Consider the following 17,295-nt stretch of genomic DNA (forward strand, 5'->3'; position numbering starts at 1 on the left):
CACAAGTGTTGTACAGAAACCTGCAACCTTTTATTCCACACCCCCGTCTAGAAGGATAGCTGCAGCTAATACTAAAGAATGAGGTGATGTGCAAATGAAGAAACCGGTCCTTATCGTCCTGCTGGCCGCGGCGCTTATCCTAATTGTCGGTCAAACAGCCTGGGCATTCTCGGACACGAAGCAGGATCCCAATGCGGATAAAATTAAAGCGCTGAAGGAAGCGGGTATTATTAGCGGGGAACAGCAGGATCTATTCAATCCAACCGGCAAGCTGACGTATTCCGCCGGCATCTCGATGATTGTCAGAGGATTTGAACTCAGCTTGGCACATGTACAGTTCATTAAGGCACCCGAAGCTTCCGACTACTACACGAATGTAAAAAATGACATGTGGTATTCCAATGCGTTCGTCATTGCCCACCACAACGGTATTGAAATCCCGAAGGATGTTAAGCCCGAGCAGATCATGACACGTGAAGAATATGCGCATTATCTGTTCAACGCCATCACATCAAGAGGCGATTTCGCCTTTATCGAGATTTATCAGACGTTCGATGATGAATCCAAGGTAAACGAGGCATACATGAACAGTATCCAGAAGCTGCTAACGACTGATATAGCTGATATGAAAGGCACCAATACCTTCAGACCGAAGGACGCCATTACACGCAGCGAGTCAGCCGGCTGGCTGTATGACGGAATTGAATTTGTGAAGAAGCATACGGATACCGATAGTGTACCGGATCAACCGGCCGGCGCCAGCCCTCTCTTCGATCTGCAGCTGTCCGTTAAGGAAGTAAATGCGGATATCAATGAAGTTACGGTAAAAGCGCAGGCGCCTCATCCCGGCTACGGGATTCGGATCTCCTCAATCTTCTTTGACGAAAAAGGCCAAGCCGTGATCATGGTTGAGCCCGTGCAGCCGGATCCGAACAAGATGTATCCGCAGGTCATTACAGAGGTTCAGACCGTAACGTATGTCAGCAGCAAATTTAAGCCGGTTCTCCCCGAAGAACCAGCTCATACGAATGACGAGGCTCCAGCAGCCCCGTCTCTTCCGGCACCTTCAGCAACTTCGGGAATGTCGATTATGAATTAATCAACGCAGCAAACGCAGGGACACCACTGGCAGTCCGAACGACATACCGCTGCCTTGCAGGCCCGATTGAGAAGAATAAACACGACAGCTGCCCGCCCCTCACCGGATTTCGCGATAATCCGGATGAGCGGCGGGCAGTTTTTATTTTTTGAGAGCTTTTCATATGAAGTTTTATGTTCACACAGTCCCGTCAAGGCAGGAAACCTTCCTGCCCCCACAGCACAGCAGAGCCGGCATCTGCCCTGCTCTTAAGCTCTTCGAAGAAACTGTCAGCCGTCTCCGGGCTGTACTGCTGCTGCTTCCCCAGCTCTTCATACAGGGCACGTACACCCAGCTGAGAAGTCCTTCTCCCAAGACTGCCATCACCCCGGAAGAAATCATCCACAACAATTCGCTGTGATGCCTGCAGCAGCTGTTCTGCGAACCGCCCGGAATGAGGCAGCAGAGGCGAGACGGCAATTTGCACAGGCACGTCCGCCTCCCTCAGCTCCTGAACAGCTCTCCAGCGTGCAGCCAAAGGCGGTGCGGATGGCGCAAAATGCTTGCGCGATTCTTCCAAGTCCGATTCAATCGTCATGCTGACCCGGGCACGTTCCCCCAGTTCACGCAGCAGATCAATATCCCGTGTTACTAGCGGGCTTCTCGTCTGCACCAGCACAAACTGCGGCGGTGCTTCAACCATCGCCTCTAGAATCGAGCGGGTTACCCGCTCCTTGTACTCAATCGGCTGATAAGGATCAGTAGCCGAGGCCATGAATACCGTAACGGGCCCCTTCGCAACAGCCTTCAGCCATTCCCGGCGGAACCCGCCTGACGGGTCTCTCTTGATATCTACCCATTCTCCCCATGTTTCCTTACGGAATAAACCGACAGGCATCCGCCTGACGTAGCAGTAGGAGCAGCCAAAGGCACAGCCGGTATATGGATTCAGTGTATGGGTATATCCGGTCAGATAGCCGCTAGCGGGCGTTAACCATTTGGACGGACGCTTCTCGTTAACCGCAACCATTCAAATCCTCCGGATTCATGGGCAGACACCAGTCAATTTCCTCTGAGCCGATTGAACGCAGGAAAGCATTCGCACGCGAGAATGGCTTGCTGCCGAAGAATCCCCGCCGTGCTGCAAAGGGGCTCGGATGCGCACTCTCGATCACACAATGACGGGAGGCATCAATCATTGATGCCTTCATCTGGGCATGCTTGCCCCATAGCAGAAATACAACCGGACGCTCCCGCTGCCCCAATGCAGCAATGATCCGATCCGTAAACAGCTCCCAGCCGAGCTTCTGATGCGAATTCGGCTGACCTGCTTCCACCGTCAGCACCGCATTCAGCAGCAGCACACCCTGCTTGGCCCAAGGGGTCAGACAGCCGTGGCTGGGCGGCTCGCAGCCAATATCGGACTGCAGCTCCTGGTATATATTTCGCAGGGAAGGAGGTATACGCACCCCGGGTTGTACGGAGAAGCTCAGCCCATGCGCCTGACCAGGGCCGTGGTAAGGATCCTGCCCTAAGATGACGACCTTGGTCTCTTCATAGGACGTATAATGCAGTGCCTGAAAAATATGATCCGGTGCCGGATACACCTGTTCGGTCCGGTAAGCCTCAGCGAGCTTTGCACGCAGCTGCACATAATAAGGCTTTTCCAATTCACCCTCCAGCACAGCGGGCCAATCATGAGGTAGCTGAATCGACATCTTGTTTCCTCCTCCTATCAGTTATGTTGTTAGAGTAGGTAATCTGCTGCCGGGGCTGAGTCTGTAACAAGGCTTCATGCCCTGCACTCTATTACCCTATTCTTTCACCCTGCACATTTAGCAGGGATATAAAGTAGAATGGAAAAGAGCCCTGAACGGCAAGCTGCCAAACAGAGCTCTTATGTATGTTGATGTTGTAAGTTAAGGTATGCCGAGGACGGGAATCGAACCCGTACGGTGGTCACCCACCGCAGGATTTTAAGTCCTGTGCGTCTGCCAGTTCCGCCACCCCGGCACGTTAATTGTTCATGTTGGTGGGCCCTGAGGGACTCGAACCCCCGACCAATCGGTTATGAGCCGACCGCTCTAACCAACTGAGCTAAGGGCCCTTCCAGTTTCCTGTTAGGAAGTTAGTTGCGGGGGCAGGATTTGAACCTGCGGCCTTCGGGTTATGAGCCCGACGAGCTACCGGGCTGCTCCACCCCGCGACGGTACCAATATGAAACAATCATTAATGGCGACAATTAATAATATACAACATAAAGACTAAGTAAGTCAAGAGATTTCCAGCAGGAAACTATGGCAAATAGCGGACGCCATATCTTCCTTTTTTCGACCGGAACACTTCAATCTCCTGCGGGCAATCATAACCGTAAATCCACCAATCATTCTCCATCCGTTTCACCAGGCAGCCGGCCTGAAACTTAGTCTCATACAGCCTGACCCAATAGATCCAACTGGCCCGCAATACATCCAACCTCCTGTATGGTCATCTCGCTAGCTCTCCACGCCGCCCTTGCATAGGCAGGATTTACACGCATTCAAATAAATGGATGCCCTAATAGAATACCCGCTTTGGCAAGAAAACAAGCAGCCAACCGCAAATTCCTGCCAGAAGGCCCAGCTGACAGCTGCAACAATCCCAAACAATCAAGAAAACCCGCTGCTCCGCAAAGGGAACATCGGGTTTTCCGGGTGTTACGGTTAATATCTGATCAGTTATAAGGACTTAGTAAACTTCCTGTATAACTCCACCGTCAGTTGGCTCTAACGGACCGTTCGGGTTGGCTTTAATCTTCTGGAGCATGGCATTGCCCTCAGTTTCCCACTTCTCCAGCGCTTCCTTAACCGTCTTGTCGCCCTTGACAACTTCCTGGAAGTACGGCTGGGCGATGTACTGAACCTGGTACATATTCGAATTTTGGCGGAACAGCTTCTCCTGCTCCAGGCTTTGCGGCGGTACAGGCTTCAGCTTGGTGAACGCCTCTACATTGTAGGTCAGACCATTCATTGGCTTCAGGAATTCCTTACGGGCTGTAAGCTCGTAGGAGCTGCGCGATTTGAGCTTCGCCCATTCCTTGCTGTTCATAAACTTGATAAACTCCCATGCATCCTTGTCATTCTGAGCTTTATTGTTGATGCCCATCAGACTGCTCAGGTATACATTCCCGCCTACACCTGCAGCTTCGGAATGCTGTGGAGAAGTTACAATGTCCCAATCGATCGGCTCCATGCCAAGCTTCTCCGCGTTCTCGTTCATCAGGGTAATTTCATTAATAAAGTTGGTGTCCCCCATGGCTACCATGGCTACACGGCCGCTCAGGAACAGGTCCCCTTCAAACTGGTTATAGGGCTTCTCAGGATCACGCTCCTGGTAGATATCCTCCATCGTCGGCATGATCTTCTTCTTGTACAGCTCTGTGATATCCGTCCATGCCTTCTCCCACTGCGGGTTGTTCACCAGCATCTTCTCGCCCTTGTCGTCGACGATTTTCAGCTGCAGAGGACCCGTGTAATTCTGGATATCCCAGAAGCCATCACTTCCATAGCGATTGAACGTCAGGCCGTATACACGGTCCTTCCCTTCACCTTTCGCTAACATGCCAGCCTTGGCAAATACCTCATCCCAGGTCATGCCATCGGTTGGAAAATCAATATTGGCTTCCGTAAACAGCTTCTTGTTATAGAAGAGTGCAGAGGATGAGAAGGTTGGCGTCAGGGCATAAATATTGTTGTCCCCGGCCGACTTGATCCCTTCCATTACAGCTGGCACATAGTCGGACAGATCGAACTTATCCTGCTGGATCAGCGGATCAAGCTGCTTCAGCAGATTGTCCTGAACCATGCGCCGCAGGTAAGAATATTCTACCACGATGACGTCCACCGGATTGGAGCCGGTGAGCATTTTGGTAAGCTCTTCATAGCTGTCCGGCTGCTTGGTATTCTCGTCAGGCGTCTGAAAACGCTGATCGTTGTAGTTAATCGCCGATACAATCTCAATCTCGATGTTGCTGTTCATGAGCTCAAATGCATCCGTATACTGCTGCCGGAAATAGGATTCGTCCTGCGGGCTGCCGTACAAGGTGCCGATCCGCAGCACTCTCTTCTCTGTAGAGGTGTCCCCGTTGCCATCCGCACAGGCAGCCAGCAGGGACATAAACATCGTTAATACGAGCAGCAGCAGCAGCGGCTTCCGTGCTTTTCCGGTGGAACCGGTCTCCTTCATGGTGTTCGTCATCATTCTTCTTACCCCTCCAATTGTTTCGGTGCCGTTATCGTAATTTTCTCGCCGTCGAATTCCATGGACGCTTTATCTTTAATGCCCAGGGACAGCAAATAGTCTTTGGGAATCTGCAGCCGGCCGACGCGGTCGACGACCACATATTCCTCATGTACCTCCTGAAGCCCGCCGGCACCGGCTGTGAATCCTGTGGCTTCATCAAGGCTTGCGTTGCGCTTGACAAATTCCGTACTGGTTAGACCATCACGGATAGCGACTACACGGTCGACCTTGCTTGCCAGCGACAGATCGTGCGTAACGATAACGACTGTTACCCCGATCTCGCGGTTCAGCCGCCGGAAAATATCCATAATCAAGTCGGATGTCCGGGTATCGACCGATCCGGTCGGCTCGTCGGCCAGCAGCATTTCCGGACGATTGCACAGCGAGATGGCGATAGCCACCCGCTGCTGCTCACCGCCAGAGAGCTGGTGAAGCTTATTGTGCATCCGCTCCTTCAAGCCGACCCACTCGAGCAGCTGCTTTGCATAAGCGCGGTCCGTCTTCCCGGTCAGCATCATCGGCATCTCCACATTCTCGAGAGCCGACAGATAAGGAAGCAGGTTGCGGGCATTGTTCTGCCAGATGAAGCCTACCGTCTTGCGCTTGTAATCCACAAGCTGGGCATCCGTGATCTTGAGCAGATCCCATTCCCCGACCTTTACCGTGCCGGCTGAAGGACGGTCCAGCCCGCCCAATATATTAAGCAGGGTGGACTTGCCGCTGCCGCTGTTCCCGATAATTGCCATCATCTCGCCTTTTTGGACCGTCAGGTTAAGGCCCTGCAGCGCGACAACCTCGAGATCATCCGTTTTGTAAATTTTGACCAAGCCTTCACAATCAATCATCGCTGTCATACTCTACCGCTCCTCTCCCATCTTCACTGCCTGATGAACCCGCAGCTTGCGGATGTGCAGGAAGAGCATCGCAGCCCCGGTCAGCAGCATGAAGCCGACGACCACGTACAGCTGAAGCATATCCTGCTGCTCGAACACAACCCTGAACGGCGGTACGGCATTTTCCACATTTTCTGCTGTCTGCAGGAATGGAAGGAACAGCTCGCTCGCCAGCGTACCGATGCCGAGTCCGAGCGCAATCGCGAGCCCGCCGGTAAACAGCTGCTCCAGGAGCAGCATGCCCGTAAGCTGCTTGCGTGACAGGCCCATCGCCCGCAGGACGCCAAACTGCACAATCCGTCCCGACAGGTTGAAGAACCAGTACAGCAGGTAGCCGGTGAGTGAGACAAGCACAGATACGAGGAAGCCGAGACTAAGAATACCGAAGACCCCGCCGCGAGTCGGATGCTTCGACTGCACCAGAAGCTCCGAGCGGACATCATCAACGGAAGCAAGATCAATCCCGCTGTCCATCAGCTTCGTAACCAGCGGCGCCACCTTGGCTCCATCCTTCATCTTCAGCCACACTTCATAAGGGATGAGCGGCACCTGATCATAAATATAGTCCAGATTGGCAATGACAAACGGTGACTGGTCCGGATATTGGGTAGGCCAGTATGGCAGAATCCCTACAACCACGAACGAAACCTTCCCGTCTGTCAGTCCTACCGACACTTCATCTCCAAGCTTCAACTGGTAACGCTCTGCCACTCCCGATGGTATAATAGCGGCTTGCTCATAGTAGCCAAGCAGGTCGAGATAGCGGTAAGGATGCGCAGGGAACAAGTCATTGCGGAACCACGCCACCTTGGAAAAATCAACATTATCAATTCCCATCAGGGTGCCTTGGCCAATCGACCGGCCGGATATAACAATGCTCCCCTTGGTCTGCAGCACACGTGCCGCTGCATCGACGCCTTCAAGACTGCGGAAGATCTCAAAAGGCGGCTCATTAAAGATAATTTTGGAGGGAGCCTGAGGAGCACCTCCGCCTCCGCCTCCGCCAGGATTGCCGCCCCCGCCGGGATTTCCGCCTCCTTGGCCCCCACCCTGGGAACCTCCGCCATTGCCGCCGCCGTTACCGCCGCCTGCTCCAGCATTCGGATTAATCTCCGGTCTGCCGTCCCATACCGTCTTGATAATGACGTCTGAGCCGTAGCGGTACAGCGTCCGCTCAGTCGAGTTCAGATCAATGGTACGGGCAGCAGAGGCATTATACACCCCTAATCCAATCGTCAGAATCAGCAGGATCATCAGCGGATAATACTGCTTCGAGGACCGGGACAGCTGCGTAAGCGTCAAGTAAAGCGGAACCGGCAGGAACTTTCTTCCTATCAGGTTGAACAGCTTCAGCAGAAGCGGGAACAGCCTGAGGAAGAACAGTCCAAGCGAGAATATGGCAATAGCCGGCACGAAAAACAGGAACGGGTTAACATTCAGCTGGTCAGTTGTCATTCCCGTCTTGAAAGTCAGCATCTGGCGTTCGTTGAACATATACCAGCCATAGCCCGACAGGCCAAGCAGCAGCACATCCAAAAACCAGCGCTGCCACAGCGGTCCCCGGTCCGATCGTGCCAGCTGCTGCTTGTAGCCGACAATCGACGAACGGGCAAACATGACTGCCGGAATGACCGTTGACAGTACAGCCAGCAGCACAGCCGCACTGCCAGCGATAATCGCATCCATAGAGAAGCCCACCGGAATCGACTTGCGGTCCACAAATGCGAGGAAGCCATCGGCTGAACCGATGCTCTTGGCCATGAACCAGCCGATCAATGGACCGGTCGCCATGGCGACTAAGCCAAGCAGGAGCCCTTCCAGTAAATAGATCATAATAATCTGCCGGGTACCTGCACCGCGGCTTCGCAGAACAGCTATATCGCTCCGCTGCTTCTCCAGAGACTGCCTAGCGTTCATCGCAATATAATAGAACACCATGGCAATCATCGGCGCAGCCAATGTAAACAGCAGTGTCTGCAGCTGCACGCTCTGACGTTTAAATTCCGCAAGCGTATCTGCAAACGAGATATCCACCCGAGTATCGGGCAGAAGCTGATACAGCTCAATATTGAGCCTCTCCAGCTTGCGGCCGAGCGGCGAAATTTGACTGGTCTGGATTTCACGCAGATCAAATGCATAATACCAGCTTGCATTCTGCAGCGGGATCTTCATATCTCCGAGCAGTGTATCCTTGAAGGCCTGCTCACTGATGAGCAGATTGCCCATCACCGATTCCATTCCTTGGTACCAGTAAGGGTCCGTGTCCTTAATCGGCTTGTAGGCTCCTACAATTTTGACCTTTAAGGTAATATTCAAGCCCCCGTAAACGGGGTAGTAAAATTCATCTCCGACATGCACATCACTGCGGTACAGCGCCTCTTCCATCATCACCGCCTCGATCGTGTCGCCGCTGGCAGCCGCTTCCTTGAACCAGCGTCCCTGCACGAGCTCAGCCTTCTGGTCCAGGCCCGTCATCGTCATAATTGTCATCTGACGGTTGCGGCTCGCATCAACAGTCGTCGGGTCAACCGGCGAAATATCCGCTCCCCGGATCGTCATGCTCCCCGAATAAGTGTCATGAGGAAAGCCGATTTCCTGCGGGAGCTCATCTGTTATGTAGCTGTTTACCTGCTCCAGCTTGGCCAGATCGGTCTTGTCGCCGCCTGTAGACTGGTAGCGCATCAGCAGGGAGCCTGCCGGCAGGCCTGTGCTCTGCTCCTGGAGCGATTTGGCTACAACCCGCTTCAAGGCGCCATCCGCGTACATCGGAATACTTGTGGCAAAGGCCACGGCTATGATCAGACCTGCGAGGGTGCTTAACGTCAGCCACCTCGTATTCCACATTTTCCGAAACAAAAATCGCAGCAGCGGTACTCCCATCCTTTATCGACCTACGACTTTCTGCCCCGGTGTCAATCCCTCGAGAATTTCCACCTGCGTTGACGTTTGCTGACCTACCGCAACATCCACTTCTCGCTTGCTGCCATCTTCCTCAACCACCTGTACATATGTGCGCGCTCCGATTGTACGGAGGGTGGACACAGGGATGACGACTGCGTTTTCCTTCCGTTTGGTTACGATGCTGACGGTCAGATTCGTGCCGCGCACTGCTTCCTTCGGCAGCTTGCCGACATCTACAATAAGAAAGTCCTCCGGCCGCTCAGGCTTCTGTGCTCCATTGCCTCCAGGCGCACCATTTTGCCCGCCGTTTCCATTGCCGTTGCCGTTATTTGTTGCCGGCAGGGGAAGCTGTTTAACCTTGCCCTCTACCTTGCCGATACCGCTGATCTCGACAACTGCTGGCATGCCGATTGTGACCTTGGACAGATCATCCTTCGACAGCGAAGCGGCTACGATCAGGCTGCTTGTATTAGCAATAATGCAGATCGGGTCATACGACTTAATTTGGGCGCCCTTCTCCACGTTTACCTGAACCACAGTACCGGAGAACGGAGCAGTCAGAGTGGACTTGGCAATCTCCGCTTCAAGGTCGACAATTTCCTGGCGCTGCTCCTCGAAGAGGATGACCGCTTCTTCAAACTCGATAGCTTCCATCTCATCGCGTTTGCGGAGCGTCTCCTTCATCGTCACCTCTGCCTTGCGGAACTGCAGCCGCTTCTGCCGGAGCTGCTTCTGCTTTTCCTCCACATCCAGCTCAGCAATCAGCTGGCCAGCCTTTACCTGGTCTCCCGCCTTGACATTCAAGCCCTTGAGACGCATACCATCCAGCGTAAAATAAAGGGTTTCCTCCTGCATGGACATCAGCTTGCCGGTGCCCTGCACACGTGATTCCAGCGTGGTGGTGGTGACTTCATACTCCGGCTTCTTCGAGATTTGCGGAGGGGTAATTTCCGGAAGCACTTCTTCTTCCTCTTCCTTCGGCAGCAGCGCGCAGCCGCTCGTTACAGCAAGAGAGACAGCCAGGATTGAGGCTGCCGCCATCCGCCCCCAGCTGCTCCGCCCGCGGCGCAACACAGGCTGCGCGCTCTGCCCTTCACTCCGCTTGCTAGATAAATTTTCCGTCCACCATTTCGTAAACATGATCAGCTACCTCCAAAATCGTCGGATCGTGTGTTGTCATACAGATCGTCACACGCTCCGTTTCAATGATTGATTGAAATACAGACATGATTTGTGCAGCCATCTGGGAATCCAGCTCTGCTGTGGGTTCATCGGCCAACAGCAGCTTGGGACGGTGTGCAATCGCTTTGGCAATCGCAACACGCTGCTGCTCGCCCCCTGATAATTCAAAGGGACGATGATGCATGCGCTTCGCGAGGCCTACAAGGCCAAGACATTCGGTAACCCGTTCCTTCCATATGCCCCGCGGCACCCCCGCCATGCGCAGCGACAGCTCCACGTTCTCGTAAGCTGACAGCAGCGGCATAAGCGCGAATGCCTGAAAGATGAAGCCCATTTCCTTGCGCCTTACATTGGTCCTTGCATGGTCATTCATCTTGTGGAAGGGATAATCCTGAAAGTGAATCTCTCCCTGTGTCGGCTGGTCAAGCCCGCCGATCAGATTCAGCAGGGTCGTCTTGCCGGAGCCTGACCTTCCCCGCAGCATGACCAGCTGCCGCGGCCGCAGCTCCATATTGATATCCTTCAGCACATGCAGCGGCTGACCGCCGACCTGGAAGGATCTCTGTACACTGCGCACTGTAAGGACAGGTTCCCGGCTGACCGGCTCATCGATCATGACAGGCGCCTCAGCTTTCTTCTGCAGCGCTACCCCGGCGCCTGCCCCGGGATCATTCTCTTCTACAGCTTCTTCCGGAGCTGCCTGTTTTTTTCTTCTCCATAATGCCATAGCTTCCCTATGACCCCTCCCGTTCTAGAAATTCCAAAAATATTCCTGATAACGTATAGACGGCCGGGCTATCCAAAAAGTTACGTTTTTAAACATCAAATTTCGAAAGAAATTAAAAATCTTACAGAATTCATTACGGGTATGCGTTTTCATACCATCGCTTCATCTAATACCGCCGCTCCAGCTGTATAAAAACAGCCTTTATCCGTACGGATAAAGGCTGCAGCTGAAGCGTCTAATTTTACGGTAATTCCTGCTGTAGACAATGTTGTTCGTAAGCTGAGGTCTAGGAATTAAACGATTCACCATACGCCTGCGGATTTTCACGCCACGACTTCAGCAGCTCCACATCACCCGGTGCTACAGCACCGCGCTGCAGAGCCGTCTCGATAAGAGATGAATAACCGGATAAGGTATGCAGCGGAATCCCCTGCTCATCAAAGGCCTGAACAGCCTGTGGAAACTCATACGTGAAGATAGCAACTGTGGCCAGCACTTCACAGCCTGCTTCACGAACTGCAACAGCTGCCTTAAGCGAGCTGCCGCCTGTAGAGACGAGATCTTCAATCAGGACAACCTTCTGGCCCGGCTTATAATGGCCCTCGATCTGATTCGTCTTGCCATGCCCCTTGGCCTTGTCCCGGACATACAGCATCGGCAGATCAAGCTTCTGTGCCACCCACGCTGCATGCGGAATTCCTCCGGTTGCTATGCCGGCTACTGCCTCACAGGAAGGATAATGCTCGCGGATAACAGCGGCAAAACCTGCAGCTATCGTCTCTCTGACCTTAGGATAGGACATTGTCAGACGATTATCACAATAGATCGGCGACTTCATGCCGGACGACCATGTGAAGGGATCATTCGGCCGCAGTGCCACCGCACCGATATTCAGCAGCTCGCCCGCAATTTGGGACGGCAGTTCAGCCAGATTGACAGAAGTCATATTACAACAGCTCCTCTATAATGGTTTCGATCGTTTGGCGCGGGTCTGGGGAGGCGGTAATCGGCCGGCCGATTACCATATAATCCGTTCCCTCACGGATTGCTTCAGCTGGTGTCATGATGCGGGACTGGTCCCCGATATCTGAGCCTGCCGGACGAATGCCCGGCGTGACGGTAATGAAGGCTTGTCCGCATGCTTCTTTGATGACCTTAACCTCATGCGGGGAAGACACTACGCCATCAAGCCCGGCTTGTCCGGCCAGCTGCGCATATCGGACAACTGCCTGCTCTGCGGTGCCCGGGATGCCAATTTCTTCGTTGAGCATTTGAGTGCTGGTGCTGGTCAGCTGAGTGACGCCAATGACCAGCGGACGGCTGCCGCTTCCAGCTGCCGCTTCTACCCCCTCAAGCGCGGCTTCCATCATGCGTCTGCCACCGGCGGCATGGACGTTAAACATATCGACGCCAAGCTTCGTGACACTGCTCGCGCCACCCTTGACCGTGTTAGGGATGTCATGCATCTTGACATCAAGAAAGACCCGGTATCCCCGTTCCTTCAGATTGGATACAAAGCCGGGGCCAGCCGCATAAAACAACTGCAGCCCAACCTTCATATAACAGGGCACCCCTTCCAGCTCTGCCAGCAGCCTCTCTGCGGTCTCCGCATCCGGGTAATCCAGCGCTACCATAATCCGTGAAGCTGCCTCGTTCCGTGTTAACGACATACCAACCGCTCCCTTCCCGCTCCTCAAAACTTGTTCATTGTTGTACCGCTGTCCGATATGTAATTAATGAATCAGGTAAAGCCTCAGACATATAAGACGGCCACCCGCCGCTGCTGGACCGGCCTGATTAAGGCCGGCCAGCGGCAGAGCGATGGCCGTTCTATATTATGCGTTCGGCATCAGCACCGGCATTGCACGCGAGGAGAAGTTGATCGCCTCCAGCATGTTCAGCAGGGCGCGTACCGTATCAAGCGAGGTCATACAAACAATGCCGTTCTCAACAGCTTCACGGCGAATCCGGAAGCCGTCCCGCTCAGGCGTCTTGCCTTTGGTCAGCGTGTTGACAACAAAGTGTGCCTGGCCATTGCGGATCAGATCCAGAATGTTTGGCGAGCCCTCGCTCAGCTTGTTCACACGGGTGACCCGAAGACCAGCTTCTTCAAGCGCAGTCGCCGTACCGCCCGTAGCGATAATATTGTAGCCAAGCTCGTAGAAGCCGCGCAAAATATCAATCGTCTCGGCTTTGTCCTTGTCCGCGACGGTCGCAATGATTGATCCGGTTGGCGGGATCCTCATGCCGGCGCCGATAAGGCCTTTGTACAGCGCCTTAGCATACTGGATGTCACGGCCCATAACCTCACCGGTTGATTTCATCTCCGGCGTCAGTGTCGGGTCGACCCGGCGCAGCTTGGCGAAGGAGAACACCGGCACTTTAACCGATACGAATTCATCCTCCGGCCACAGTCCTTCGCTGTAGCCAAGATCCGCCAGCTTGTTGCCGAGGATTGCCTGTGTCGCCAGGTTTGCCATCGGCACGTTCGTAACCTTGCTCAGGAACGGCACCGTACGGGACGATCTCGGGTTAACCTCGATCACATACACCTTTTCCTTGTAGATAACGAACTGGATGTTGACCGTACCAATGACCTTGAATTCCTTGGCAATCTTGATCGTGATGTCGACAATCTCCTGCTTGATTTCATCCGACAGGGATTGCGGCGGATACACGGCGATCGAGTCGCCGGAGTGAACGCCTGCGCGCTCCACATGCTCCATGATGCCTGGGATCAGCACTGTCTCGCCATCGCAGATCGCGTCAACTTCCGCTTCCTTGCCAAGCATGTAGCGGTCAATCAGCACCGGATGCTCCGGGTTAACCCGGACCGCTTCCGCCATATAGCGGAGAAGCTCTTCATCGGAGTACACGATTTCCATCGCACGGCCGCCAAGCACGTAAGATGGACGGACAAGAACCGGATAGCCCAGCTTGCTGGCGGTGCTGACCGCTTCGTCCACAGAAGTGACTGTGCTGCCTTCCGGCTGGGCGATGTCCAGCTTGCGCAGCAGCGCTTCGAATTTCTTCCGGTCCTCTGCCGCATCAATGCTCTCCAGGCTGGAGCCCAGGATGCGGACACCCGCCTTCGCCAGCGGAGCCGCCAGATTGATTGCAGTCTGACCGCCGAACTGCACGATGACACCGATCGGCTTCTCCTGCTCGATGACATTCATGACATCCTCGAAGAACAGCGGTTCAAAGTACAGACGATCAGAGGTTGAGAAATCCGTCGATACGGTCTCCGGGTTGTTATTGATAATAACTGCTTCATAGCCCGCATTCTGAATGGCCCAGACCGCATGCACGGTCGAGTAGTCAAACTCAATGCCCTGGCCAATCCGGATCGGACCCGAGCCGAGCACCAGGACCTTCTCCTTCTCGGACTCAGTTACTTCATTTTCGACCTCATAGGTCGAGTAGTAGTAAGGCGTAGTGGCTTCAAATTCTGCCGCACAGGTGTCAACCATCTTGTATACCGGTCTGAGGTTCAGATCATTCCGCAGCGAACGGATATCGAGCTCATCCGTATAGTCAGCTGCTGCTCCGCCTTCACGGCGCAGCTCGGCGATTGAGCGGTCGGAGAAGCCTTTGCGCTTGGCTTCGTAAAGCAGCTCTTCGGTAAGCTCAGCTTCTGATTTCAGCCGCTCCTCGAAAGCAACGATTCCCTCAATCTTGTCAAGGAACCACCAGTCAATATTCGTCAGATCCTGAATCTCCTGCAACTTGTAGCCGCGGCGGAACGCTTCGGCAACCAGGAACATCCGCTCGTCATCCGGCTTTGCGAGCCGTGTGCGCAGCACTTCGTCCTCAATGCCCGGAGCATCCTTCAGATGAATACGATGAACACCGATTTCAAGCGAGCGCACTGCCTTGTGCATGGACTCCTCAAAGGTACGGCCAATTGCCATCACCTCGCCGGTCGCCTTCATCTGGGTGCCCAGCTTGCGGTTGGCCGAGATGAACTTATCGAACGGCCAGCGCGGGATTTTCGATACAATATAATCAAGGGTTGGCTCGAAGCAGGCATAGGTCTGGCCGGTTACCGGATTCACGATCTCATCCAGCGTATAACCGATTGCAATCTTCGCCGCCATCTTGGCGATCGGGTAACCGGTTGCCTTGGAGGCCAAGGCCGATGAACGGCTTACCCGCGGATTCACTTCAATGACATAGTATTGATAGCTGTACGGATCAAGCGCGAACTGCACATTACAGCCGCCTTCAATGTTCAGGGCACGGATAATCTTCAAGGATGCGGAACGCAGCATCTGATACTCCCGGTCGGAGAGCGTCTGGCTCGGCGCCACAACGATGCTGTCGCCTGTATGGACGCCAACCGGATCGAAGTTCTCCATGTTACATACGACGATACAGTTATCGTTCGCATCACGCATAACCTCGTATTCAACTTCCTTCATACCCGCGATGCTCTTCTCAACCAGACACTGGCTGATCGGGCTGTAGCGGATACCTGAAGCGACAATCTCCTTCAGCTCTTCCTCTGTGGAGCAGATGCCGCCGCCGGTTCCGCCCAGCGTGTACGCAGGACGCACGATGATCGGGTAGCCAATCTCATTGGCAAACTCGAGTGCTTCCTCAACCGTCGTAACAATTGTGCTTTCCGGCACCGGCTGCTCCAGCTCGCGCATCAGGTCACGGAACAGGTCACGGTCCTCTGCCTTCTCGATGGCAGTCAGCTGTGTGCCCAGCAGCTTCACATTCTCGCGGTCCAGCACGCCTGCGCGTGCCAGCTCCACCGCCATGTTAAGACCAGTCTGGCCGCCCAGAGTCGGCAGCAGGCCGTCCGGTCGCTCCTGTCTGATGATCTGTGTAACAAAATCCAGGGTAATCGGTTCGATATATACTTTGTCCGCCATGTTCGTATCAGTCATAATCGTTGCCGGGTTGCTGTTGATCAGGACAACCTCGTAGCCTTCTTCTTTCAGGGCCTGGCAGGCCTGTGTACCGGCATAGTCAAACTCTGCCGCCTGGCCGATGACGATTGGACCCGAGCCAATGACGAGAATTTTCTTCAGTTCATTATTTTTGGGCATAGCTCAGTTCTCCTCTCAACGATTCCGACAACCGTGCCTGGCGCGGCATTTGCGGGTTGTTTCTCTTATGTTCGCGGATCATATCCAGAAACTCATCGAAGAGATAGCTGGAGTCGAATGGACCCGGTGCTGCTTCCGGATGGTACTGCACCGAGAATGCCGGATACGCAGCATGTCTCAGGCCTTCAATTGTGCGGTCATTATTGTTGATATGTGTGATCTCAAGACCTGTTCCGACGATTGACTCCTCCAACACGGTATAACCATGGTTCTGAGAAGTGATATAGCAGCGGTTCGTCTTCAGGTCCTTAACCGGATGATTGCCGCCGCGGTGGCCGAATTTCAGCTTCGTTGTATCCGCGCCGCAGGCAAGTGCGAACAGCTGGTGGCCGAGACAGATGCCGAAGATCGGGAATTCACCCAGCAGCTCTGCGATAACCTTGACCGCATGCTGTACGTCCTTCGGGTCCCCGGGGCCGTTAGACAACTGAATGCCATCCGGGTTAAGACGGCGGATCTGTTCAGCTGATGTGTCATGAGGCACGACCATCACTTCACAGCCGCGCTTGGTCAGCTCACGGAGAATGCCGCTCTTCGCGCCGTAATCAATCAGGACGATCCGTTCACGGTTGCCCGGTACGTTGATATAGCTCTTCGTCGACGTGCGCGGAACCTGATCCGTCATGATCTGGGTCACGCCCAGACGCTCCATCAGCTCTTCAACCGGCGCGTTGCTTGTTGTCAGCACGCCTTTCATTGTGCCGTGATGCCTAATTTTGCGTGTCAGCATCCGTGTATCGATATCGCTGATTCCCGGAATGCCGGACTCCTTCAGAAGTGCCTCCAGCGAGTACTCCGCCCGCCAGTTGCTTGGAATCGGCTCATGCCGGCGGACTACGAAGCCGTGAACGGCTGGTGTAATGCATTCGAAATCATCGCGGGCAATACCGTAGTTGCCGATCAGCGGGTAGGTCATGGTTACGATTTGTCCGCAGTAGGATGGATCAGACAATACTTCCTGATAGCCGGTAATACCGGTGTTAAAGACCACCTCACCGAATTTCTCGCTATCGGCGCCGAACGAACGTCCGGTAAACAGGGTACCGTCTTCCAGTAATAATCTCGCTTGCATCCGTTATCACCACTCCTTGAGTCTTAGTTTCACTATATGCA

The 17,295-nt window shown here is 54.0% G+C and carries 13 protein-coding genes and 3 tRNA genes; 1 reads left to right on the plus strand and 15 read right to left on the minus strand.

What is annotated here, in order from left to right; genetic code table 11:
- Positions 1-94 precede the first annotated feature (94 nt).
- Positions 95-1,099, plus strand: coding sequence for an S-layer homology domain-containing protein (locus DNH61_RS20340; RefSeq protein ID WP_111148667.1), 1,005 nt, complete (start codon positions 95-97; stop codon positions 1,097-1,099).
- A gap of 190 nt (positions 1,100-1,289) precedes the next feature.
- Here the strand turns inward: DNH61_RS20340 and DNH61_RS20345 are convergent, their stop codons facing one another.
- The 15 genes from DNH61_RS20345 to DNH61_RS20410 form a co-directional block, all read right to left on the minus strand.
- Entirely contained in the window at positions 1,290-2,108 is an 819-nt protein-coding gene (locus DNH61_RS20345; protein WP_111148668.1) for an SPL family radical SAM protein, read from the minus strand.
- Complete coding sequence (locus DNH61_RS20350) at positions 2,095-2,796, minus strand: uracil-DNA glycosylase (protein WP_111148669.1); 702 nt, start codon at positions 2,794-2,796, stop codon at positions 2,095-2,097. The genes DNH61_RS20345 and DNH61_RS20350 overlap by 14 nt, the downstream gene beginning before the upstream one ends.
- A 209-nt stretch (positions 2,797-3,005) precedes the next feature.
- A tRNA-Leu gene (locus DNH61_RS20355) sits at positions 3,006-3,091 on the minus strand.
- Between the two features lie 17 nt (positions 3,092-3,108).
- A tRNA-Ile gene (locus DNH61_RS20360) sits at positions 3,109-3,185 on the minus strand.
- A gap of 25 nt (positions 3,186-3,210) precedes the next feature.
- Positions 3,211-3,284: transfer RNA gene (locus tag DNH61_RS20365), tRNA-Met, on the minus strand.
- 89 nt (positions 3,285-3,373) lie between these two features.
- Positions 3,374-3,544, minus strand: a complete 171-nt coding sequence (locus DNH61_RS26495; RefSeq protein ID WP_181438806.1) for a hypothetical protein — start codon at positions 3,542-3,544, stop codon at positions 3,374-3,376.
- Between the two features lie 261 nt (positions 3,545-3,805).
- Positions 3,806-5,317: an ABC transporter substrate-binding protein gene (locus DNH61_RS20370; RefSeq protein WP_245948276.1), complete on the minus strand. Its 1,512-nt coding sequence runs from the start codon at positions 5,315-5,317 to the stop codon at positions 3,806-3,808.
- A 5-nt stretch (positions 5,318-5,322) separates the two neighbouring features.
- The gene (locus DNH61_RS20375; protein ID WP_111148841.1) at positions 5,323-6,204 is read right to left on the minus strand and encodes an ABC transporter ATP-binding protein; all 882 of its coding nucleotides are present in this window, start codon (positions 6,202-6,204) and stop codon (positions 5,323-5,325) included.
- Between the two features lie 12 nt (positions 6,205-6,216).
- Positions 6,217-9,132 (minus strand): ABC transporter permease, encoded by a 2,916-nt coding sequence (locus tag DNH61_RS20380; RefSeq protein WP_111148670.1) that lies wholly within the window; start codon positions 9,130-9,132, stop codon positions 6,217-6,219.
- Between the two features lie 3 nt (positions 9,133-9,135).
- A complete protein-coding gene (locus DNH61_RS20385; protein ID WP_111148671.1) occupies positions 9,136-10,293 on the minus strand; it encodes an efflux RND transporter periplasmic adaptor subunit in 1,158 nt (385 codons plus the stop codon).
- Positions 10,259-10,951, minus strand: a complete 693-nt coding sequence (locus tag DNH61_RS20390; RefSeq protein WP_425452297.1) for an ABC transporter ATP-binding protein — start codon at positions 10,949-10,951, stop codon at positions 10,259-10,261. The genes DNH61_RS20385 and DNH61_RS20390 overlap by 35 nt, the downstream gene beginning before the upstream one ends.
- A 397-nt stretch (positions 10,952-11,348) precedes the next feature.
- Positions 11,349-12,008, minus strand: coding sequence for an orotate phosphoribosyltransferase (gene pyrE, locus DNH61_RS20395; protein WP_111148673.1), 660 nt, complete (start codon positions 12,006-12,008; stop codon positions 11,349-11,351).
- A 1-nt stretch (position 12,009) separates the two neighbouring features.
- Positions 12,010-12,732, minus strand: coding sequence for an orotidine-5'-phosphate decarboxylase (gene pyrF, locus DNH61_RS20400; protein WP_111148674.1), 723 nt, complete (start codon positions 12,730-12,732; stop codon positions 12,010-12,012).
- A gap of 165 nt (positions 12,733-12,897) precedes the next feature.
- The gene (carB, locus tag DNH61_RS20405; RefSeq protein ID WP_111148675.1) at positions 12,898-16,122 is read right to left on the minus strand and encodes a carbamoyl-phosphate synthase large subunit; all 3,225 of its coding nucleotides are present in this window, start codon (positions 16,120-16,122) and stop codon (positions 12,898-12,900) included.
- Positions 16,109-17,254 (minus strand): carbamoyl phosphate synthase small subunit, encoded by a 1,146-nt coding sequence (locus DNH61_RS20410; RefSeq protein WP_111148676.1) that lies wholly within the window; start codon positions 17,252-17,254, stop codon positions 16,109-16,111. Before DNH61_RS20410 ends, carB begins: the two co-directional genes overlap by 14 nt.
- Positions 17,255-17,295 lie beyond the last annotated feature (41 nt).

This window comes from Paenibacillus sambharensis (genome assembly GCF_003233845.1).
Lineage (GTDB): Bacteria > Bacillota > Bacilli > Paenibacillales > Paenibacillaceae > Paenibacillus_I > Paenibacillus_I sambharensis.